Below are 23145 nucleotides of genomic sequence, written 5' to 3'. Positions count from 1 at the left end.
AACTTAATTTATAAAAATACTAACATATTAATTAGGAATAAGCATGAGTAATATCAATAGAATAATACGCGAAGTAATCAAGGAATTCCGCTCAAAATTACCAGATAAGGAAATAGAGGAATATTCTGGCAAATTGAATAAGCTACATATCTACCAGTGCAATAAGCATATAATAGAAAATAAGAAGCTATATCATTATACAATAAATGGGAAAACCCATGCTATGGGTCAGCATGGGCATAATTTTGTCAAGAGTTTAGAAGTTATCTTGAGGAATAAGCCACAAATTTCCTTAGAAGAGGTAATTGATTTTATGGAAAAAATAATTAATTTTGGTATTGATAGTTGTTATGGAGCATTTGAGATGATATTTGAATCTCGCTCTGGTGTTACAATAGATGATGCAGTTAATTTTGTAAAAGATAGCTTATCTAGTAAATTTTATGGATTCCATGGCAGTGGGATTTTCAAAGTAATATTAGAACTTAATCCAGAGAGCTCTCTTGAAGAGATAGAGAAACAATTTAGCAAAGTAGTAGATCCTTACTTTCTTAATGCTTGGAGTCGAGAAAGTGAAAGGGCTTTTGCTAAGATATGTAGGTTATGTAGAGAAGGACATGTGGAGAATATGCAGAAATTTGATTTTAGCAATTTTAATTTAGATCAAGATAGTGCTGGAGCATTAAGAGCACTGTTACAGTATTGTGTTGACGTTTCTAATCAAAAAGCTTTAGGTGATTCACATGAATTGCATAGAGAAGAGATGGAGGGGATATATAAATTTGATGATAATTACGATTTAAATTTAGATAGTGATCATAATGATAGTATCTGGCATTGAAATTATACTACAATAATAAAATAACTGGATAAAAATTATCACCAAAAAAATTCAAAAAAGTGCTTGACATAAAAGAACGAACATTATATAGTGTCATTATCTTTTATTTTACCTCGCTTAATTTAATTACTGGATTAAGCTTACAGTACTAAGCGTGGCACAAAGTGCCACGCTATTTTTCGGTTTACATTTTCAACAGATAAAAAATGATGCCATTTCAGTGCCAAGCACATAACTGTACGAACATTCATTTTTAAAGGTAAATTGCACAACAGATGATGTCATTCCAGTGCTTGACACTGGAATGGCTTTGTTGCATCGCTAGCTATGATGGATTAAAGATAAAAAAGATAGGGAATATCAGTAGCTTATTATTCTGGTATTTATAACAAGAACGGTCAGTGAATACCTAAATTTGAGTAAAAGAAATTTCACTACCACTCACTAATCTGGCTAAAATTCAAGAATTTCAATGCTTTAGCTATTTTCAATAGAATTAAATTTATTAATATAAATAACAAATTACTATTCTTAAATTTGATCAGATTGATTGCAAAAAAACAAGATTTTCAATAGGTTGCTTATAATCCTAACTATAGTTAGCCTTTCATAAGTAGCGATGCAACAAAGCCCACTGGAATCCAGAAATTTTGCTTATAACTGAGCTGATGAGCTAAAGGTAGTTGTCTTACGCTAAAACAAACGTTTTTAATTAAGTTGCATAGAAGCTGGATCCCAGTGTCAAGCACTGGGATGACAAGAAAGGGAGCACTGGAATGACATCGTTTACTATGTACCATATTGCAATATTCGTACAACTGTGGGAAACATCTATGGATGCCATTCCTATTACCTTATTTCCATTTTTATTTCATTTTCAAAGGAGGCTATTATGTCACTTACCGATATCGCTCACCGTATCAATGAACTCGCTTCATCATGGGAGCAATTTAAATTAATAAATGATCGCAAACTAAAAGAAATTGAAAGCAAAGGGCGTGCTGATTCTGCAACAATTGAGCAGCTATGCAAGGTAAATAATGCCATTGATAGTTGCAAAGAGCGTTTAGACTTGATCGAAACTGCAGCTCAACGCCCAGAAGTAAATACAGATTTTAGCACAAGCGATAAATATTTTTCTGATTATATCCGCAAGGGAATGGAAAGCGGTTTATCATACAAAACCCTCAGTGGAGATGTGCAGGTTGGAGCAGTGAAACAGTAGATGATGAGGACGGTGGCAATAAGTCTAAGTATGATTTTGCAAAAGATACGGACACGCCCAAAATCCAAAAGATTTCCGTCACAACTTACGAGTTATATGCTCAACCACAAATATCACAAAAGTTACTCGATGATGCGTTTGTCGATGTTGAGAGTTGGCTGGTGGAAAAGATTGCCGAGACTTTTAGTAAGGAAGAAAGCGAAGCCTTCATTAAGGGTGAGGGCACTTTTCAACCAAAAGGAATTTTAGCTTATGAAAATGGAAACAGTTATAATAAAATAGAGCAAGTTAAAACTGAAAAATTAGATAGTGATTCAATAATGATGTTGTATTACTCTCTGGACGAATATTATTCCAAAAATGCGTCATTTTTGATGAATAGGAGTACGTTGAAGGATATCAGGCTGCTAAAATCTCAAACAGGTCAGTATCTCTGGCAGCCAAGTCTGTCGCTTGAAGCTCCAGATACTTTAATGGGAATACCAGTATATCAATCTGCCGATATGCCACCAGCGCCAAACAATCAGCTACCAGTAATTGCGATGGCAGATTTCAAACAAGCTTATAAGATTGTAGATAACAGAGGAATGAGAATATTAAGAGACCCTTATACGAATAAACCTTATGTGAGGTTTTTTGTCACTAAGCGTGTCGGCGGAGAGGTTGTAAACACCAGTGCTATTAAATTGTTGAAAGTTGCGAGCAAGTACTAAAAACTTCCGCAGCATCATCTTTATAGCTGATCAAAGCAACACGTCATACCGCGATTCATTCCATAACTGTACGAACATTGTGATTTTGGCCCATCAGGAGGGTGTCATCCCAGTGCTTGACACATATAGCTAAACTGACTTAGATTTACCGACAGTTTGAAAAACAAAAATTCGTCATTCCGCTACTTGTTAGCGGAATCTATGCTGAGATATCGCGGCGGTATGACGTAGGAAAACCTTTCTTGGGTTAGCTATAGTTTGCTATATTATGTGATTTTATTTTTAGCGTTGCTTCTTATATTATGTAATTTATTTTCCATAATATACATTTTATGTAATTTTCGATGCTAAGATCTGTTATAGCTCTCAGTATGATATGAGTGATTCTCTTTTAATAATTATTTTTTAAATAGTTTGTTGGTTCATCAATTTCTTTAGGATTGATATCTACAATTATTTTTCCGTTTTTTAACAGAATAATCCGATCTGATATTTTTGTTAAAAAATCCAAATTGTGAGAAGCGATAATCATAGTAATACCCATATCTCTAACTGATTGTAGTAGTTCCACAACGTCGACTATTGTTGCTACATCTAAACCAGACGTTGGCTCATCGCATAATAGAATCCTTGGATTCATCATTAAGCTTCTGGCAAGCGCAACCCGCTGTTTTTGCCCACCGGATAGATTACTAGGGTAATCATTTTTTTTAGAGGCAATACCCAAAGACTCAAGTAGTGAATCACTTTGATCCTGAGTTTTGTTTTTAAGTTTGGGAGCATATGTAAGATTTTCCCAGACAGTCATATGTGAGAAAAGTTGAAAATCCTGAAATACAAAACCAGTACTATCATTGCATTCAATGCTACCAGAATCTAAAACTTCGAGTTTTTGTATACAACGTAACAATGTTGATTTACCACTACCAGAAGGACCAGCAAGACCAACTATAGATTGTTCTATAATCAGGTTAATATTATTAAGTACTGGAACATTATTAAATAATTTACAAACATTATGCATTTTTATCATATATACCTTTCTGTTCAATCTTTTTGCCTATATATTCAATTAGTAATACAAGAGCGTAATAATAAGCCCCAGCAAGACAAAGTGGTATAAAATAAGTAAATTGTTCTGCTGCAAGCATTTGCGCAGAGCGCATAATATCAACACCACCAATAGTAGAGATTAATGCCGTTTCTTTAAGGAGTGCAATGATCTCATTTATCATTGCAGGAAGAATATTTTTAATAACTTGTGGTAATATAATATCTCTCCACATATAGAAACTAGGTATTTGTAAAGTTTTAGCTGCTTCAAACTGGTTTTTTGATATAGTTTCAATACCAGCTCGTAAAATCTCAGCAATATAAGCACAGCTATTTAGACCAAATGCTATAATGCCAGCACTAAATATGTTTAATTTAATTCCTGCAATGGTTGGAGTCATAAAATAAACAACACTTAACTGTAATATAAGGGGGGTGCCACGTATTACAGATATAATTCCATTAATTAATGGAATACAGATCTTATTATATCTGAGTACTGAAAATAACCCTCCTAGACTCATACCTAAAAGCAGTCCTCCAATCAATAATTTTAAAGTAAAGGCAAGGCCTGTTCCAACAAACAAGAAATTAGAAATTAATTCCTGCATCAGTTATCTCCTAGCCATTTTTCTGCTATTTTTTGTATTACACCTTTACTTTCTAAACTTTTTAATGCCTCGTTTATTTTATCCTTTAAAGCAGATCCTTTATTCACAGCAATAACATAACCACCATCTAACTTGGCAGTGGCTGACCATGATAGACCAGGATTTTTTTTGCTAAATACTTTACCTTGGAATTCATCAATTAGGACGCCATCAACATGACCAGACTTTAATGTTTCTACAGCTTGATTATTATTGTCTATAGCAATAATTTGAGCTGTTGTAGGAACATGCTCTTTTAGCCAAATTTCCATGACAGTTCCTAGTTGAACGGCTATCTTCTTGTGAGTTAAGTTGTTTATACCGGCTATGGGTTTATTTTTGTGATATAGAATACCAAATTCCCCTGTATAATAACTATTTGAAAAATCAAAATTTTTTTCACGCTCTTCTGTGCTACCAATAGTAGATATAGCAGCATCTACAGAATTACTTTGCAATGCTGCAAATATAGTACTAAACTGCATATCTTTAAATATCGCTTCTTTACCTAACTCTTTTGCTACTAATTGAGCAAGCTCAATGTCAAAGCCAGTAAATTTACCATTTTCATAATATTCAAAAGGTGGATAATCTGCAGAAATTGCAAATCTAATGATATTATCGTGTTTATTTTCCTTGCATCCTGTTAATAGAATACTTATCACTATAATAGCATTTAAAATATATTTTTTCATATTACTAATTTATATTCATATTTTATTCATCTTATGAATATAGACATTAAAAATTGAATAGTCAAGAAATAATGAATATAATTTCAAATATACTTATTACATATTCAATATGAGGAAAATGCATAATGCATGACAACACACTAGGTGAACATATTTTAAATATTATTCAAAATCACGAAATTTTAGAGCAGAGCGATTTACAGACCTTGCTTAAAGAAAGAGGGCACAACATTCCTCAGGCTACTTTATCAAGAAAATTAAAAAAACTTAAAATTGCCAAAGTTGCTGGTATGTATAAAGTAATTGACATCAACCAATATCGATTACCATTAATACTTAATATGCAAATTTCGGATTTTGGTTTAATAGTACTACACACTCAACCAGGACAAGCTAGCAGCCTAGCTTACTTTCTAGATCAGAAGTATGTTATTTATTCATTAAATAATAGCAAAAACATAGGAATTATAGGAACTATAGCAGGTGATGATACAGTATTATTGATCATCAAAAGTAAGGCTGAACTTAACAAAGTATTACAATCAATTTATGAAACATTTCCATATTTAAGTCCTGAATAAGAATGTTGTAAGTTAAAAATGTGATATAAAGGAGATAAGAGGGATTTCTTTGTTTAAATCTTTGTCTTCTTTTTTTCAATATACCTACATATCAGAATGGACAATTCATATAGAATCAGCATAGGTATTGCAAGCCCTACTTGGCTTAATACATCAGGTGGAGTTAAGATTGCAGCGATAATAAAAATTACCACTATCGCGATTCTGCGTTTATTTGACAAACTTTGTGTAGTGAGTAACCCTACTCTCACCATTAATGTGAGTATTACTGGAATTTGAAATGCAGTGCCAAAAGCAAACATAAATTGGAGAACGAGGTCTAAATATTCGCTAACTGATGGCATAAACTCTATTGGTATACCGAAAGATTTCCCACTATGTTCAAAAGTGATGAAAAACTTCCAGGCTAAAGGAAATATATAGTAATAGACTACAGTAGCTCCCGTTACAAATAAAACCGGTGTTGCAATCAAGTATGGCAACAACACTGCCCTTTCACTTTTATATAACCCAGGTGCTAAGAACATATAAAATTGCCATGCAAACACAGGAAAAGAAAACAAAAGTGCGCTCATTATTGCAACTTGGAGATACACAAAAAATGCCTCTGTTAAGCCTGTGTAAATTAAAGAAAAACCTTCGCTACCTTTTGTTGCTTCTATTAAAGGTGCGAGTAAAAAACGGTATATATTTTCCTTAAAGTAATAACAAAAACCAAAAGCAACGCAAAAAAATAGAAAGCAAAAGATAACTCTTTTTCTGAGTTCCGCAAAGTGCTCATAAAATGAGGCGTATTTGCTTGAGTTCCAGTTCATACTTTACTATAGCTCAATAATGCTATGTCTAACATTCTCAGCGAAAAAGCCCACTCATTGTCATACCACGCTGCAACCCTGCATATATCACCTGTAACATATGTACCAGTTAAATCCACAATTGCACTATAAGGGTTATGCACAAAATCTATTGAGACTAAAGGTTCCTCGCATATAGAAAGTACATTTGACATTGGATAACCCTCTGTCATCCTAGTACCCTCTGATGTCATCCGAGTAGCTGACACTGGGATCCAGAAATTAGATTCCAGCGTCACGCGCTGGAATGACGTAGAGGAGAGAGCTGCATCCTTAAACATTTCATTGATTTCTTTAACGGTCGCTTTCTTATCAGTCGTAAATGTAAAATCAACCATAGAAACATTGCTAACCGGAACTCTGACGGCAGTGCCATCTAGCTTGCCCTTTAATTCAGGAATTATAGAACCAATTGTTTTTGCTGCCCCGGTTGTAGTTGGCACCATAGATAATCCGCAAGCCCTTGCTCTACGCAAATCTTTATGATTACCATCAAGAACATTTTGATCATTCGTGTAGGCATGTATAGTAGTCATAAAACCGCTTTTTATACCTAAACTGGAGTGTAGGACTTTCACAATCGGAGCAAGGCAATTTGTAGTGCAAGAACCTGCTGATATCACTTTATGCTCTTTTTCGAGCATATCGTCATTCACACCATAAACTATAGTGACATCAGCATCCGGAACTGGAGCAGAGACAATTACTTTCTCTGCATTGTGCCTTATTGCTTCTTCACGTTTATTGAATGCACCAGTACATTCAAGTATTACATCAACATTCCAAGGAATATTTTCAGGATTCCGTTCTCTATATAAAGAAAACTTTTTGCCATTTATAGAAATCCAATTTTGAGACTCATTAAAATCAATATCACCACTGAATTTGCCATGAACAGAATCATATTTAATCAAATGTGCATGCTGCTTTGCACTGAGCGATCCATTGACAGCTACAACTTCTATTTGTTTGCTATATTCTTCTATTTCGAAAATAGCACGCAATACGCCTCTGCCTATTCTACCCAGACCATTAATTCCTACGCGAACCGTCATCTCTTCATTCAAAAAATTTAATTATAGAGGATATCACTTGATATTTCATTTTATTCTTTTGACTGCTAATTGGCAGTTTTAACCTTAATATATTAATATTCACCTTGACTAAAGAACTATAATACTGTATCATTTTATCAATAGTATTGAAACTTTAATAGGAGGCTAATTATGTTATTACAGAGGATCATTATAGATCAATTAGAAAAAATTTCAGGCCAATCATTTCTACACAAACTTGCTACCGATAAAGAATATTTTAAGGAAGTGTCAAGGTATTTGGAAGAAAATCATAAGATGAGCTTAGAAGAGTTTATAATTAGCATTTATAGATCAAGTGGAGGAGATGTCAATTTTCGTGATTATAAGGATGAGGCAGCATTATATTCTGCATCAGAAAACGACAATCAAGATATGGTTCGTATTTTAACATCATGTGGTATAAGGTTTCACATATCTACGAAATAATACGCAGAATTACTAATATAAGAGATGCTTTCCAACATTTGGACCTTAGACACAGTGATAAGAGACCTTTTATTGTTGGGTGTATTACTAGCTTTGTGAGTTTGATGGCTATTAATGCTATTAAAGGTAATTACTATAATGGTCCTGGTAGTCTTACTTGCATTCCTGTTTTCCATGCCAACATGTCAAACTTTTCTGATTTTACTACTGATAGAATTAATACCTTTGCTAGCTTTATTATTGGAACAATAGCATATAAGGCCGCACAAAACATTTCTACGTTAGTAAGAGATGTTTCTAGTTTACTCCATAATAGATTGGAAGTGCAAAAAAATGAATCAGAAATCGCTAGATATAAAAAAATACAAGAGAACGTTATCTCTATTCTGTCAGAAGTAAAAGTAGGATCAAATTTGTCTAGAGATATCAATTGTTGATGTTACCTGAGTACAGATTTTTCTCATATCTCAATACTTTCTAGACTGTTATTGAGTGCTTTCACATCTGAGTTTTCCTACTGTCATCCCAGCGCGTGACGCTGGGATCTTTATTGCTTTCATAGTCTCATTTATTATTTTGTAACTAAAAAAAATACTTTCCCTTTTTAGAGAACTGCATATAATAGATTTGACATTGCAGTGCGTTGTGCAAACAGAATTCCCAATACTATAACCTACAGGAGGCCTTATGAATAAGAAATTTCTCTATTCACAATTGTCAATAAAAAGTATAGGAGAAAACGGTGTATTTTCTGGTTATGCGAGCGTTTTTAACATAGTTGATAAACAAAATGATCTGATATTGCCCGGAGCATTTAAGGAAAATTTAAACAGAAATAAAATAAAACTCCTTTGGCAGCATAATCCTGACGAACCTATAGGTAGTATCATAGATATTTATGAAAATGATGTTGGCCTGTATATAACCGCACATTTACTTTTGGGTATTCAGAAAGCAGAAGAAGTGTATTTGATGCTCAAAACTGGGGCAATTAACGGACTTTCCATCGGCTATATACCTATAGAGTATGATGTTGATCATAAAAGTGGAGCTAGAGTGTTAAAACAAGTGGAATTATGGGAAGTCAGTTTGGTCACTTTTCCTGCAAACTTGGCTGCTCAGGTAATCAATGTGAAAAATCAGAACAATGAACAGGAAGTGTTAGCAAGAGCGATAGAAAAAGCAAATGCTGTACTTGCAGACATGTACATTTCTGCTTAAAGTGTATTAGGCGGGCAAAGACTTTACCATAATTTGACACCTGTGTTAGTATTTGTTTAACATTTATACTAATATATATAACTTTATTACTATTAAAATTTTCTGTAAATTAAAGTTAAAAAATAAGGTAATTTTATGCTAAATATTAATAATAAGGTTAATTATGAAATTAATATTAAGCGAAAGGAAAAAAAATACAGCTGGTCTACTGTATTTGCTTGGTTATATCTAAAAACGATTGGACGAATATTGCCCAAGAGATGGAATAGATGGGCAGAAAATATTTTGTACTACGATAAAACTACTGCAAACAATGAAGTTCAAACTGATGCTTTTAAGACAATAGATGGAAGTGTTCAAGTTGACTTAAAACCTGAAGTTGTAGAGAAAGAGAGCCAAAGTGTAGTGATAAACAAAGATGGAGGGGTTCAGACTGATGGAGTAGCATTGATAACAGAGGAAGATGATGAAGCATTAGAAGAACAGCTGGAGGGCATAAATCAGGAATTAGAACTTGAACGTTTACAAAATGCTTCCTTAAAAGAAGAAAATAGAGAATTACGATCTGCAATTGAAGGACTTGAAAAGAGTTATAAGGGACTTACAGAAGATGCAGGCGAACGAGAAGAGGAACTAACCAAATACAAACAAGATAAAAAAGCAATGCAGGATAAAGTTGATGAACAACAGAAAACTATATTTGATCAATACATGATAATAAGAGAGCAAGGAGAAGAAATTGAAGCTACTAGGAAAGATAATGAAAGTCTGCAAGCACAAATAATAGAACTTAAGAGTAGGTTAAAGGACAAGGAGGATAAATTAATTGAATCAACAATGGCAAGCTAGCAAATTAGTGGCTTTACTTAAATCACAGACTGATAAATTGTGTCAGGCTAAAGACAAAAATACTGAATTAGAAAATAAAGTCAGTGACTTAGGTCATGAAAACAAAGCTCTACGATTAAGTGTGAATACATTGACTGCTCAATTGGGTGAAATGGAGAACTTGGGAAAGCAATTACAAAGTGTTCAAGAATCTAAACAACAATTGGAGATTGATTTAGAAGGTCAATTGAAAGCTGACACTAAGAAACTACAGGAAGCAAAAGAAGGTCAATTGGCTAAAAAGGCAGGTGCAGTGAGTACAGTATCTACTGCAAAATCAACTCTTTCAAAATTACGAAACTTGCCCAATAAGCTTTCTAGGGATAAGGGTCTCAATAACTTTTTATCTGGGAAAAACGAGGAGTTAAAAAAAGGTTTTCCTGAATTTAAAGAGAAACATTTTTGCCATAACGTGCTTAATGAAACTATAAAGTCTCTATCAAATCAAGATGATGGCAAATTTGAAAGCAGTAAGCTGCTTGAATTATTAGAAAGTAATTTGAAACAATCCGCAAGGGAGATCATAGAAGCTAAGGTTAAAGAAGTTGTCAACGAACATTGCAACATTGGAAAAAATATGGGTAAAGAACTACGAGATGACACGTTAAAAGCCAAGTTGTCACCTTCTGTTAGAAAATGCGTAAAAAAATTAGAATTTAACAAACAAGAAGGGGTAAATAAGATTGTAGACTCTATCTTGCACAGCTTTAATAGCAAGAATAATAATAATAACGACTCAGGAGAATTGCTTAAAGAAATTGTTACAGGAAAATTAACAGAGGCTAAAATGAAATGTTTTTCAAATAAGATTCAAGAGTTACAACTGGCATTAAGCATAAGAGATAAATTTTTATCTCCAGATCAGGGAATGTGTAATCAAACTCAAGGAGGAGTAAACGAATATCAATTAACAGAAAAAGCTAAAAAAGAACATATACCTAATTCCTCTATGAGTTCCCCTAATATTGCAAGCATACATTCATTGAACAGTCAGAAAGCAGTTAGAATAGGCTCTTAGCATAAAGCACCAGCTCCTCTTTTGTTAAAGTGTAGGAGCTATCTTCCCAATGTTGTTTTAGCAATTCCAAGTTTCTACCTAAACTTTTTCCTGGCTGGTGACCTATACTTATTAAATCATCGCCAGATAAAGGAAATTTTGGAATATTGAATGTGTTAGCAAATGAAATGTATTCATCAACATTTTCTCCAGACTCAACACCACAAATTTTCACTAAATCACAATATAATTCTCTACCAAATAAAGATATGTATTTTTTTTGCTCTTTTTCTGAGAGTTCTGTTTTGATATCGTTGGATAGTAAAAATAGCAGCTTTTTCTTTTGCTTGTTTGAAAGACGTAAAAATTTGCTTACATATTCTCCAAGACTTAGCCTGTCATTTTTTTTAGTAGTCCTAAGGAGTAACGCTAATTTTACTAGTGCATCAGTGCCCAAAAGAAGTGGCGAAGACAGAATTTCGCATTTTACTTCTTTTGGGATAATCTTTTGCAAAACATCAGATTCTTGCATGCTCTTAAGTGTTGGAAAAGGATCATTGCACTCCAGCAATTTAAGTATTTCATCTCTTATTCTCTCTCCAGAGAGGTTTTGGATCATATGCGAATGCTTTTTGCATACGCTGAGTATTTCATCACTCAAATCTCCGACACATATTTTTGCATGAAAACGAAATGCTCTTAAAATACGTAGATAGTCTTCTTTAATTCTATCTTCAGCGTTGCCTATAAAGTTTAACCTTTGCGCTTTTAAGTCCTCTATACCACCAAAGTAATCATATATATGGCCATGCTTATCTGCATATAGAGCGTTAAATGTAAAGTCGCGCCTTGAAGCATCCGCTTGCCAATTATTGGTAAATTCTACTTTTGCATGCCTACCATCACATTTCACATCATGCCTTAGTGTTGTGATCTCAAAAGATCTTTGATTTAGAACCGCAGTGATAGTTCCATGTTTTAAGCCAGTTGGAATAGTTTTAATATTACGGAGTTTTAGCGCTTTAATCGTTTGATTGGGAAGCAAATTAGTAGCTAAATCGATGTCGTGAACATCACGCTGCAAAATTGAGTCTCTCACACATCCGCCGACAAGCCTAGCCTCACCACCAAATTCCTCTATGGCATCAATAATTAAACTAGTCTCATGGTCAACTTGCATTTAGGTTAGTACGTACTGCAAGTTCATATTATATGAAATGCTTGCAAAAGCCCTATATAAAAATATACAGAGCTATGAAGATTTATTTTACACTTCCAATTGTGATATTTGTTGTTGATGAAATGTTTTTTCTGTTCTTGATTCCTCCATACTACATCTTGGTAGGCTTGAAGGGTTTTGCTGCTCTATGCGCTGCTTTATATCACTAACGCACTGCCCTACAACATCACCAATTTTTCCATCAGCATTTTCTGCCAATAACTTATCAAATCCCTTTTCAACCTCTGCTCTCTCAGAGATATCCTTTGAAAGGTTACAATATTCTAAGATCTCGTCTAGCTGCAGTTTTTTTGCTAATAGGAAATCTTCTTGTTCTTGCTCTTGTTTAAGTTTGGTTTCCTCTTGCAGTTGTTTTGCTAAACTTTTATTTCTATCAAGCAATGGTTCGAAATGCAATCCGCCTTTGTTTATTATATGCACAATACTACTATCATCATAATCAACTTTATTGTATTCACCTGCACTTTTTGAACCTGAATTGTCTATTAATTCATGCAAAGACAGATCTTGGTTATCAACAGTCTGGTTCTCTATAACATGTAGCTTTACCTTATACTTTTCACAAAGTATTCTGCCTTCAACGTCAGGATCACCCCACCTATCGTTACGCATAATGTTTGCTGTATAATCATCTACAGTTTCACTACGGTGCTGGCCATTGTTATCATGACTATTGACAATTGCATTTGTAAACCACTTTGGTGGATTCTTTTGCGCAAATTCCCTACAATCATTTCTTAATTTTTCGGCAGTAACTTGCTCTCCTGTCTGTTGTTCTAGACTTTGCCTGAACGAGTCAAAAAAACAGCTTCCATTACCAATTGCTTGTCCTACATAGAAATTGTCAGGGTAAGGGTTACTATTTAAAAGAGTTATTTCTTGCCCTGAGATCCTGGGCCTTTTTATTCCAACCTCAACATCATGAAAGTCACTTGGTAGTTTCCGTTTCTTAGCTGTAGTCATAGTTTTACCTTAATTTAAGCTATATATTACTATACCAACAAAATTGTCAATAAGCGACTAATTAAGTATAGCAGAAATTTTTAAATTATGCAATAGTTATAATTTTACATAGCAAATATGAGTTTTAACTGCGGTATAGTTGGGTTACCAAACATAGGAAAATCAACCTTATTTAATGCGCTTACAGAGTCAAGTGCAGCCGAAGCTGCAAATTATCCTTTTTGCACAATCGAGCCAAATATAGGCAAGATTTCGATAAAAGATCAACGTTTGAAACAAATCGCAGCAATTGCAGGCTCAGAGAAGGTAATCTACAACCAATTAGAAGTTGTAGATATTGCAGGTCTGGTAAAGGGTGCGAGCAAAGGCGAAGGGCTTGGCAATAAATTTTTAAGCCATATCAGAGAAGTTGATGCCATCGTTCATCTGCTCAGGTGCTTTACGGATGACGATATCAGCCATATACACAGTAAAATAGATCCAATATCAGATGCTGAAGTGGTAGAAATGGAATTAATCCTAGCTGATATTGATAGCATAGAAAAAAGGCTTCCTCAATTGGAAAAGAAAGCAAAGCAAGGTGATAAAGAGCTAAAGAGACAACTTGAATTAATGCAAGAGGTATTAGCTACTTTAAAATTAGGTAAACCTGCAAGAAGTTTGGAGAATATCAATGAAGATGAGATGAAGTTGCTTCAATTGCTGACAACAAAGCCCGTTATGTACGTTTGCAATGTTGAAGATACAAATGTTATAACTGGCAATGAATTATCTAAAAAGGTAGAGAGGATGGCGGAGGAAAATAAAAGCAAATTTTATTGCATTTCAGCAAAACTCGAAGCAGATATTGCAAATCTTGATAGTGAAGAGGAAAAACAGAGTTTTTTATCAGAATTTGGCTTACAAGAATCAGGCCTTGATGGAGTAGCGCGTATTATGTATGAAGTGCTGAGTATGATAACTTTCTTTACTGTGGGCCCCAAAGAAGCACGGGCATGGCCAGTAAAAATAGGGTCAACAGCCGATAAAGCAGCAGGTGTAATCCACACTGATTTTGAGAAAGGCTTTATAAAAGCAGAGACAATAAGCTTTGCAGACTACATAAAGTATGGAAGTGAATCAGCTTGCAAAGACGCAGGAAAAATTCGCTTTGAAGGCAGAGATTACATCGTGCAAGATGGTGATATAATGCACTTTAGGTTTAATGTGTAGTTTATTATGCAGCCACTTATTTAAAGTTAAGTTTTCTGGATCCCAGTGTCTGGGCACTGGGATGACATCCTCCCTAGCGGAGATTGCTCTCAAATCACAATGTTCGTACAGTAAGCACTGACCACTTTGCTTCAATATTTGCGATGCCCCTGAACAGATACAAAAAATCTATTGTTTTTTTATAAATTAAATCCTAAGGCATTTTTTACTGTAGATTAATCATTTGATTATAGTATCATTTTAATTAAGCTTATGCTTGGGATATTTATGAAGAATATTTTATATTTTATATTATTAGCTGTCGTATTCGGATCACCCATCCTGTTTGCCGTAGAGCAGCTTGAAGAAAAGAAAATTGAATCAGTTCATAAAAACGAAAATGTAGGTGTAAGGAAGCAAGATAGCACAAATCAAAAAGATGAGTTAAAAAGCAACGTCGATGCTAAACAAACACAAGAGGCTGAGAGCAAAAGATTAGACGGCACTACCGATAAAGAGAAACTGCAACACAACGAGAACAAAGCTTTCGTGGTTGAAAAAACTATAAGTGAAGGTGAAAGGATTGATAAAGATTTGCCAAATGACCAGCTAGAAGGAAGCACAGACAAATTTGCTCAAAATTTACCAAATGTGGCCAATAAAGAAGTGAATAAAGATTTGAAACCAGAGCCTTTGCCTTTAAGTGCTGATTTAAATGAGAATACAGCTAACCCGCAAAAAAATCTACAAGCTGATCAGAGGATTGATATAAAAGATAATGAACTTTCAAAAAGTGATGCGAGTCAATTATTAGAGGGAAAAAAAGAAAAAGTAGAGAATCAGTCTGAAGAAAAAAAAGTGAAAGAAACAAACAGTAATTCCAAGGACCGCAATAGAGTAAAACCTATAACTAAAAAAGATGAAGAAGAGCAAAGTGAAAAGAAAAGTTTACAAAAATGGACAAAGCTAAACAGAGAACCAATAAAAGAATGGGGTCATAAAGACATACAAAGCAAGTCAATATATAAACGACAATATGATAGCCTTAATGAGCATCTTCCTACAACTGTGTTTATTGATGATTACAGTAAGCAATTTTTTTACTGCATTAAGAAGAACAACTTAACTTGCTTAAGAGGAGTAATAAGTAAGCTAGAAAAAATTGGATTAACAATTCAAGAGATACTAAGGTTTAGAAATAAATTGGGTGATACTCCTCTCATTTATTCAGTTAAACAAGGTGAGGTAGACATAGTGCGCTTTCTCTTATTACAAGGTGCTGATCTTAGAGTAGTTAACAATAATTTTCAATCCCCAATTGATATAGCAATCGAAAAAAAGCAGATCAATATAATAAATGCGATTGCCGAAATGATGCCACATCTTTTGGAGGATAGAAAAATAGACAATAAAGAAAGCTCAGCAATGTACGATTGGGCTGTGAAAACGAAAGAAATACAGTGCGATAAGCAAGATGATTAGATTTTTGATATTAATTTTAGTTGGTCATTTATGTTATGGAAACGAAACAAATGATGAAAAAAATCAGATTAGTGATTTTTTAAACGCTTTGCGTGATGCAAAATACGTATCTTACAGTAAAAAAGACTTTGCTGAATTTTTGGTGCAGTGCCACAAAGAGGGCGTGCCAGAAGATTTTAAGAAAGGTTTTGGTTCTAACTTAAATGGAGCTAATTTTAACCAACTGTACCTAAGTAAATCTGTTTTTGATGGAGTAAGTCTGATTGGTGCCGATTTTTCTAACACCGATTTATCCGATGTGTCTTTCATTGATGTTGATTTACGTGGTGCTAATTTTTCCAATGCTAATTTACATGGCATTAAAATAAAAGGTACAAATTTGAGTTTTACAAAATTTGTTTCTGCAAACTTAACAGATATCGTATTTGATCAGTCTAATGTTAGTTATGCTGATTTTATCAGTTCCGATCTCAAAAAAGTAAGTATGCACAACGTAATTGGTTTGCATACTAATTTCTCGAATGTGAAAATGAATTTCTCCAACTTATCAAACTCGAATGTTAGCCACGTAAATTTTAGTGATAGTGAAATAAACGATACTGTTATGCAGAAAAACAACCTTGATAATGCAAGTTTCTTTGGAGTGGATGCATATAAATTAAAGATACAATTTTCTTCATTAAAAAATGCTAACATATATGGTGCAGAGTTAAAAGAATCAGACTTTACAGGTAGCAATCTTTCCGATGCTTGCCTTAATTCTTCTATCATAATTAACAGTAACTTCGACGAAACTGATTTAAGCAACACACAAATTTCCTATGTGAATGACGATAATTCAAGTTTTGTTCAATCTATACTAAATGGTTCCAAGATAAAACATGCATATGTTTCTGAAGCAAATCTTCATGATGCTGATTTATCCAATATTGATTTTAGTTTTAGTGAACTGCATCAAGTTAATGTCTCTAATGCTGACATTCGTCACGGAAAGTTTCATAATACTAAAGTTGCAAATTCTAACATGAATGGCTCATTTTTTGACCATTCACTATTCACCTATGTGAAGATAGAAGATTCAGACCTTTCTACAACTTCAATGTATAAGATAAAAATCCAAGACTCTCAAGTTTATAACAGTACACTTTCTCGCCATAATATTGATTCCAGTGAAATAGAAAATTCAACATTCTTTAATTTATTAGCTGATAATTCGAGTTGGTCCAATTTAAAAGTAACTAATTCAAATTTTATTGAAAGCGATTTCAGATCTTCTTTGCTTCACGCTAATGCCTTTAGGAAAACTAGTTTTTTTCTTAGCAATTTGAGTAATTCAACAATTAGTGATATGTCTTTTCTCTCTTCAAGCATATATAAAAGTTCAGTTGCTAATGCTCATTTAACAGGTTGCAAGTTTGATAATTCAATTTTGATTGACAATCAAGGGCAGAAAAAACTTGCAGGGTTAGAAAATGCTATAACTTCAATTGGAGATTTGCAAGAGAAAATATCACAGGGTGAAAAATTTAATGTAAATTATTCTTACTTTGAATTTAAGAATATGAATTTAGAAAATGCCGATTTTTCTAATTCAACATTGAGTAGAGCAAAGTTTGTAAACGTTAATTTGAATAAGGCAAATTTTGAAAAGACCGATTTGCGCTATACTGTCTTTGATAACTCTTCTCTTATTGGCACCAACTTATCAAATTCTAATTTAGAAGGTTCTAGCTTTTTAAACTCTGATCCAAAAAGCACCATGTTAAAAAATGCAAAGAAAAATGACCGTAAAAAGTGAGGGCGTATTATTGGTTCTATCCTCCCCTTCTGGAGCTGGAAAAACTACTATATCAGCAAAATTACTTGAGCAATCAACTAATTTAGTTAGGTCTGTTTCTATGACTACACGCAAGCCTCGCCCCGGCGAAAGAAATGGAAAAGACTATTTTTTCGTTACCGAAGAAAAATTTCACGAGTTATGCAAAGCTGGCCAAATGCTTGAATACGCCAAAGTTTTTGAGAATTTTTATGGTATACCAAGAAATTTTATAGAGCAAAACTTAAGCAATGGAATAAGCGTTTTACTCAGCATAGACTGGCAAGGAGCATTTCACTTATTCAAGCTCATGAGAAAAAAAGTTGTAAGTGTTTTTATACTTCCCCCTTCAATGGAAGAGCTTAGGTTGCGTTTGCAAAAGCGTAATAGTGATGATGCAAGCGAAATAGAGCGCAGATTAGCCGAAGCTCAAAAAGAGATAAGCAAACGTGATAAATATGATTATGTAATAATCAATGATGATATTGATAAAAGTGTAGAAGAGATAAGCTCCATACTAAATAAAGAAAGACTTAAAAAATCAGAAGAAAAACCAAGCCTGGAAGATTTATAAAAAATCAATTTGGATATTTGCAGCTATAGTTTCTTATCCTATTTTAGCCAATAGCACATTTCACAGTTTAGCTATATTTATTATTTTTTAAGATTAAATGGTTAAAATAGTAGCAACTGTTCAAGTGAGGATTTGACTATGACAACAGATTTTCTAATAGAAACTAGTTTTCTGCCTTTCCACCTATACATATACAACGTTTAGCTCAATTTAAAAGTCAAACTTCTTGGTTGTTAGTTTAGTGCTGACAACTTAAATAGCTTTTAATATTGAGGTTTTAGTATGGGTATAGATATAACTGCACTAACTACTAATGCAGATAAATTAGGTGAATGCATAGATAAAAATAAAAAGCAAGAGCAGGATAGAAAAGACGAACAATTATATGGCATTATAGAGAGAAAGGTAAAAAAAGAAGAACACAAGCGTGAAAAACCAAGAGGTCAAGATGGAACCCTCAAGAAGTGTAAAAGGTTATTTGAGGAAGGTGCTAGCTCTGAAGTACTAACTAAATTAGAAGAATCACTTAGAGAACAAGAAAAATATTATAAGTATTATGTCCAATGCTTTCTTCCGGTATTGAATAGAAAAATATCGAAAGAACTAGACCCTATAAAAAAAGAGGAAATAGGACAAGCAATTTCAGAAATTACTTATAATAGCAGATATTGTTTTACCCACAACCGTAGGGACAGCGAAACAGAGAGTGGCTACGGCAGTGATGTTGAAGATGATCATGAAGTAGAAATAAGCAACGAAATAACAAATAACAATGCTCTACTACTAAAAGCGATCAAAAATGGAAATAACAGGAAATTTAGAAAATATCTAAAAGATTGTACGGATATTAGCAGCATAAAAGATGAGAAAGGAAATAATATTTTACACCTTATCGTGTCATTGGAAAAGAAACAGAAATGCAAGTTTCTAGGTACCCTAATAAAAACGGTCACCAAGGAAGATCTAGCACAACTCATTAATAGTGAAAATCAGACCCCTTTTCAGGTAGCACTAATTAACAAGGTAACAAAAGAAAAACATGAGTCTAATACAATTCGAAGTAACGATAACACACTTAAGTTTCTTACAAAATTGTTAGAGCATGGAGCCAGCTCTGATAATTTAGAATTATCTACAGAAGAATTACAAAACTTAAAAGAGGAGCAAAAGACATACTACCGTAATTTCTTAGAAAAATTAGCAGAGCAAGGAAAGAAATCTAAATTAAAGCCAGAAATAAAAATCAATACAGAAGCAAAAATTAAAGAAATTATACCACATACCATAAATACTCCAGATAGTAATGATAATTATCTATTACATCCAGTAATTAAAAATAGTGATAAAAAACTTTTTAAAGAACTATTGGAAAAAGGGGCGGATATTAGCCTTAAAGACACAGATGGTAACAATGCTTTACACTTGATTGTTAAACCTGAAACAAAACAAAAACTTGAACTTCTCAATATATTGCTAAAAGCAGGTCAAAAAGAGCAATTTATAAAAGCTGTAAATGATAAAAACAAAGAAGGGCAAACACCGCTCTATCAACTACTCCAGCGCATACAAGAAAAGAGTAAAGAGCCTTCATTGAAAGATAAAATAAAAAATGTAGTAAAAAAAGAATTTAAGGATACTGGCAGGTATAAAACCTTAGAGTTATTTCTACAAAATGGTGCAGATATTACTGTGCAAGATAAAGATGGAAAAAATGCTCTGCACTATATTGCTTCATTCAAAGGAGAACAAAAAGTTGCATGTTTGAAGTTGACTTTAGGTAAGGATGAATTTAGTAAGGCTATAAATGCTGTTAACGGGAAAGAGCAAACACCTCTTCATCAGTTGCTTCAGCATATAAAAGAAAAGAATGAGGATCGATCATGTACAGATAGAAAATTTGAAAAAACTAAAAGGTATGAAACCCTAGAACTATTGCTAAAAAATGGTGCAGATATTACTGTGCAAGATAAAGATGAAAAAAATGCTCTGCACTATATTGCTTCATTCAAAGGAGAACAAAAAGTTACATGTTTAGAGTTGATTTTAAATTCGGTGGAAAAAGAGAAATTTAGTAAAGCTGCAAACGCCGCTAACGAAAAAGAACGCACACCACTACAAGTAGCGCTAATTACTAAGACGACAAAAGATAAACATAATTTGGTCAATCCTAAGAGCCGTGATAACACGATCAAGTTCTGTGTAAAATTATTGCAAAATGGTGTTGACCCAAAGCAGTTAATACTACCCGAAAGATTATGGAGCAAAGAGTATTATAAAACTATAAAAGGAATAGAGAAATCAATGGGTAGAGCGCTTATTCCAGATGATATGAGAACTGAACTGAAGTGCAACTTTGGCAGGAAGTTAAAAGCACGCGATATTGTGAAGTACGTCAATAATGTTGCTTGTAAAGCAGTGACAACGCTTGTATTTGCTGCTTTAGCCTGTGCAGCAATATTCAGTGCTTCTCAAGGAATTATTACAATTGCAACTGCCTCATCTATTATAGCAGTTATTGGAGTTTGTTATCTTATTTACTTGAATTTAGAAAATATTTATGAAGGATTTGGAAAAATTAAAGGAAAGTTTACTGAAGAAAAGCAACTTACACTTCAAGATAACGCACCAAAAAATGATACACAATGCAATAACTCTGTTAAAGATATAGAAAATAAGTCCAACGATTTAGAAGAGCAAGAGGTGCAAAAATCATCAAATCAATCAGAGCATACTGAGAGTCCTCCAGACACTAAAATGAGTGCCATATCAATAAACTCGTTGAAAAATTGTGTAGGGATAGTGTAACTAATAAACCCTCTTCTCTGGCGCTATGAAATCAATCTCACCGCTCAGAGTTTTTTCAGCCACTTTTTTATAATCAATTTTTACGTTAATTTGCCCTTTCTTTTCTTCAAGCCACGCTATAGTGTGCTTCATCCAGTTTTTGTCATCACGTTCAGGAAAGTCTTCACGAGCATGTGCACCTCTGCTTTCCTCGCGATTAGCTGCGCATTCCATGGTAATAACCGCTTGTGGGATCATGTTAGCAAGCTCCAGCGCTTCAACTAAATCACTGTTCCACATCATACTGCGATCCTCAAGTGAAATATCAGGCATCATTTTTGCTACCTTTTTTATAGCTTTTTTGCCTTCTTCTAAAACTTCAGCAACACGGAACACTGATGCGTACTTTTGCATAGTGTTCTGCATTTCGCTGCGTATTTTTGCTACTTTTAGCCCACCGGAGGCAAATCGCATTTTATTAAATCTATCTACTATCCAGTCTGTGCAGTCTGAATGCAATTTTTTATGTGGTGTACCGGATTTTAGTTTCTCTCTTGCTCTGAGCGCTGCAGCTCTACCAAAAACCACAAGATCAAGAAGCGAGTTAGAACCAAGTCGATTTGCACCGTGCACAGAAACACATGCAGCTTCTCCAATTGCAAATAGTCCATCTACCACTTCTTCCTTACCTTGCTTCAGCGTGATCACTTCTCCATAATAATTGGTTGGAATGCCACCCATGTTATAGTGAACAGTCGGAATGACCGGTATTGGATCTTTAGTGACATCAACTCCAGCAAAAGTTCTTGCGGTTTCGCTGATGCCCGGCAATCTGAGTTTTATTACTTCCGGATCAAGATGCGCTATAGTTAAATACATATGATCTTTTTTTGGTCCAACCCCCCTTCCCTCTCTAATTTCAATTGTTATTGCGCGACTTACCACATCACGGGAAGCTAAATCTCTTGCTTTTGGTGCGTAACGTTCCATAAACTTCTCGCCCTGAGAATTAACGAGGTACCCCCCTTCACCACGGCATCCTTCTGTCATCAAGCACCCTGAGCCATATATTCCTGTTGGATGAAATTGTACAAATTCCATATCTTCAAGTGGTAATCCAGCCCTTACTACCATGCCATTACCATCACCTGTGCAGGTATGCGCACTTGTTGCAGAGAAATAAACACGTCCATATCCACCTGTTGCTAACACCACTCTATGCGCACGAAATCTATGTAATGTGCCGTCGCATAGCGACCAAGCAAGAACTCCGCAGCATGCTCCGGTTTCGCTATCCATAATTAAATCAATCACAAAGTATTCAACAAAAAATTCAGCGTTGAATTTAAGACACTGCTGATATAGAGTGTGAAGGATTGCGTGCCCAGTCTTATCTGCTGCCGCACAAGTGCGCTGCGCTGATTTTCCTTTACCAAAGTGAGTTGTCATTCCACCAAAGGAACGCTGGTATATTTTGCCATCTTCTGTACGAGAAAAAGGTACGCCAAAATTTTCAAGTTCAATAACAGCTTTAGCAGCGTTTTTACACATATATTCTATTGCATCTTGATCACCAAGCCAGTCTGAACCTTTTATTGTGTCATATGCATGCCAGCGCCAATCGTCTTCACCGATATTACCTAAAGCTGCACTAATTCCGCCTTGTGCTGCAACTGTATGACTTCGTGTAGGGAAAATTTTAGAAATGCAGGCAACTGAAAAATTAGTTGCAGCCATCCCAAGCGTTGCTCTGAGCCCTGCTCCACCTGCACCTACTACTACCACGTCATACTCATGTTCTATGATCTCATACGCTGACTTATCCATATTTACTTATTTTATCATTACAGGCTT

The 23145-nt window shown here is 34.3% G+C and carries 23 protein-coding genes; 14 read left to right on the top strand and 9 right to left on the bottom strand.

Annotated elements, in window-relative coordinates; genetic code table 11:
- Nucleotides 1–43 precede the first annotated feature (43 nt).
- Complete coding sequence (locus ABWU73_RS03905) at nt 44–841, top strand: hypothetical protein (RefSeq protein WP_007548904.1); 798 nt, start codon at nt 44–46, stop codon at nt 839–841.
- 599 nt (nt 842–1440) lie between these two features.
- Here the strand turns inward: ABWU73_RS03905 and ABWU73_RS03900 are convergent.
- Entirely contained in the window at nt 1441–1641 is a 201-nt protein-coding gene (locus ABWU73_RS03900) for a hypothetical protein (protein WP_264329693.1), read from the bottom strand.
- 92 nt (nt 1642–1733) lie between these two features.
- On the opposite strand from ABWU73_RS03900, the gene ABWU73_RS03895 reads away from it, so the two are divergent.
- On the top strand, nt 1734–2066 hold the full coding sequence (locus tag ABWU73_RS03895; RefSeq protein ID WP_341810301.1) for a hypothetical protein: 333 nt from the start codon (nt 1734–1736) through the stop codon (nt 2064–2066).
- Nucleotides 2015–2779, top strand: coding sequence for a phage major capsid protein (locus ABWU73_RS03890; RefSeq protein WP_341810306.1), 765 nt, complete (start codon nt 2015–2017; stop codon nt 2777–2779). The genes ABWU73_RS03895 and ABWU73_RS03890 overlap by 52 nt, the downstream gene beginning before the upstream one ends.
- Before the next feature lie 391 nt (nt 2780–3170).
- On the opposite strand, the gene ABWU73_RS03885 is transcribed toward ABWU73_RS03890, so the two are convergent.
- Genes ABWU73_RS03885 through ABWU73_RS03875 form a run of 3 tightly spaced genes read right to left on the bottom strand, consistent with a single transcriptional unit; the run spans nt 3171 to nt 5177 of the window.
- Entirely contained in the window at nt 3171–3803 is a 633-nt protein-coding gene (locus ABWU73_RS03885; protein WP_227738583.1) for an amino acid ABC transporter ATP-binding protein, read from the bottom strand.
- The gene (locus tag ABWU73_RS03880) at nt 3796–4443 is read right to left on the bottom strand and encodes an amino acid ABC transporter permease (protein WP_007548901.1); all 648 of its coding nucleotides are present in this window, start codon (nt 4441–4443) and stop codon (nt 3796–3798) included. Before ABWU73_RS03880 ends, ABWU73_RS03885 begins: the two co-directional genes overlap by 8 nt.
- On the bottom strand, nt 4443–5177 hold the full coding sequence (locus tag ABWU73_RS03875) for an ABC transporter substrate-binding protein (protein WP_264329695.1): 735 nt from the start codon (nt 5175–5177) through the stop codon (nt 4443–4445). The genes ABWU73_RS03880 and ABWU73_RS03875 overlap by 1 nt, the downstream gene beginning before the upstream one ends.
- A gap of 125 nt (nt 5178–5302) precedes the next feature.
- Here ABWU73_RS03875 and ABWU73_RS03870 point away from each other — a divergent pair, with 125 nt between their 5' ends.
- Nucleotides 5303–5758: an arginine repressor ArgR gene (locus ABWU73_RS03870; RefSeq protein WP_010081874.1), complete on the top strand. Its 456-nt coding sequence runs from the start codon at nt 5303–5305 to the stop codon at nt 5756–5758.
- A 53-nt stretch (nt 5759–5811) separates the two neighbouring features.
- Here ABWU73_RS03870 and tatC read toward each other — a convergent pair whose 3' ends face one another.
- The gene (tatC, locus tag ABWU73_RS03865; protein WP_264329696.1) at nt 5812–6573 is read right to left on the bottom strand and encodes a twin-arginine translocase subunit TatC; all 762 of its coding nucleotides are present in this window, start codon (nt 6571–6573) and stop codon (nt 5812–5814) included.
- Nucleotides 6570–7667, bottom strand: coding sequence for a type I glyceraldehyde-3-phosphate dehydrogenase (locus ABWU73_RS03860; protein WP_264329858.1), 1098 nt, complete (start codon nt 7665–7667; stop codon nt 6570–6572). The genes tatC and ABWU73_RS03860 overlap by 4 nt, the downstream gene beginning before the upstream one ends.
- Before the next feature lie 171 nt (nt 7668–7838).
- Here ABWU73_RS03860 and ABWU73_RS03855 point away from each other — a divergent pair, with 171 nt between their 5' ends.
- From ABWU73_RS03855 to ABWU73_RS03835, 5 genes are all read left to right on the top strand, one after another.
- Complete coding sequence (locus ABWU73_RS03855) at nt 7839–8135, top strand: hypothetical protein (RefSeq protein WP_353285521.1); 297 nt, start codon at nt 7839–7841, stop codon at nt 8133–8135.
- A gap of 104 nt (nt 8136–8239) precedes the next feature.
- Nucleotides 8240–8572 (top strand): hypothetical protein, encoded by a 333-nt coding sequence (locus ABWU73_RS03850; protein WP_044471216.1) that lies wholly within the window; start codon nt 8240–8242, stop codon nt 8570–8572.
- Between the two features lie 250 nt (nt 8573–8822).
- Nucleotides 8823–9356, top strand: coding sequence for an HK97 family phage prohead protease (locus tag ABWU73_RS03845; RefSeq protein ID WP_264329698.1), 534 nt, complete (start codon nt 8823–8825; stop codon nt 9354–9356).
- Between the two features lie 135 nt (nt 9357–9491).
- Nucleotides 9492–10205 carry a hypothetical protein gene (locus ABWU73_RS03840; RefSeq protein WP_264329699.1) on the top strand — a complete coding sequence of 238 codons (714 nt, stop codon included), beginning with the start codon at nt 9492–9494 and terminating at the stop codon, nt 10203–10205.
- A complete protein-coding gene (locus ABWU73_RS03835; protein WP_264329700.1) occupies nt 10183–11262 on the top strand; it encodes a hypothetical protein in 1080 nt (359 codons plus the stop codon). The genes ABWU73_RS03840 and ABWU73_RS03835 overlap by 23 nt, the downstream gene beginning before the upstream one ends.
- Here ABWU73_RS03835 and ABWU73_RS03830 read toward each other — a convergent pair.
- Nucleotides 11246–12421, bottom strand: a complete 1176-nt coding sequence (locus ABWU73_RS03830; protein WP_264329701.1) for a CCA tRNA nucleotidyltransferase — start codon at nt 12419–12421, stop codon at nt 11246–11248. The genes ABWU73_RS03835 and ABWU73_RS03830 overlap by 17 nt on opposite strands.
- A gap of 87 nt (nt 12422–12508) precedes the next feature.
- The gene (locus ABWU73_RS03825; RefSeq protein ID WP_265017713.1) at nt 12509–13444 is read right to left on the bottom strand and encodes a hypothetical protein; all 936 of its coding nucleotides are present in this window, start codon (nt 13442–13444) and stop codon (nt 12509–12511) included.
- A gap of 117 nt (nt 13445–13561) precedes the next feature.
- Between ABWU73_RS03825 and ychF the strand changes: the two genes are divergently transcribed.
- The 5 genes from ychF to ABWU73_RS03800 all read left to right on the top strand — a co-directional run bounded on the left by ychF (nt 13562) and on the right by ABWU73_RS03800 (nt 21312).
- Entirely contained in the window at nt 13562–14656 is a 1095-nt protein-coding gene (gene ychF / locus ABWU73_RS03820; RefSeq protein ID WP_010962597.1) for a redox-regulated ATPase YchF, read from the top strand.
- A gap of 267 nt (nt 14657–14923) precedes the next feature.
- Nucleotides 14924–16117: an ankyrin repeat domain-containing protein gene (locus ABWU73_RS03815; protein WP_264329703.1), complete on the top strand. Its 1194-nt coding sequence runs from the start codon at nt 14924–14926 to the stop codon at nt 16115–16117.
- The gene (locus ABWU73_RS03810; RefSeq protein ID WP_265017714.1) at nt 16110–17915 is read left to right on the top strand and encodes a pentapeptide repeat-containing protein; all 1806 of its coding nucleotides are present in this window, start codon (nt 16110–16112) and stop codon (nt 17913–17915) included. The genes ABWU73_RS03815 and ABWU73_RS03810 overlap by 8 nt, the downstream gene beginning before the upstream one ends.
- Complete coding sequence (gene gmk, locus ABWU73_RS03805; RefSeq protein ID WP_209473330.1) at nt 17899–18507, top strand: guanylate kinase; 609 nt, start codon at nt 17899–17901, stop codon at nt 18505–18507. Before ABWU73_RS03810 ends, gmk begins: the two co-directional genes overlap by 17 nt.
- A gap of 282 nt (nt 18508–18789) precedes the next feature.
- Entirely contained in the window at nt 18790–21312 is a 2523-nt protein-coding gene (locus ABWU73_RS03800) for an ankyrin repeat domain-containing protein (protein ID WP_264329705.1), read from the top strand.
- Here the strand turns inward: ABWU73_RS03800 and sdhA are convergent, their stop codons facing one another.
- Nucleotides 21313–23118, bottom strand: coding sequence for a succinate dehydrogenase flavoprotein subunit (gene sdhA, locus ABWU73_RS03795; RefSeq protein WP_213862922.1), 1806 nt, complete (start codon nt 23116–23118; stop codon nt 21313–21315). It lies immediately after the preceding gene.
- Nucleotides 23119–23145 lie beyond the last annotated feature (27 nt).

The sequence above is a fragment of the Wolbachia endosymbiont (group A) of Andrena helvola genome (assembly GCF_964028415.1).
Taxonomy (GTDB): domain Bacteria; phylum Pseudomonadota; class Alphaproteobacteria; order Rickettsiales; family Anaplasmataceae; genus Wolbachia; species Wolbachia pipientis.
The sequence above is the reverse complement of the archived record's forward strand: the minus strand, read 5'-3'. Positions and strand labels throughout refer to the sequence as shown.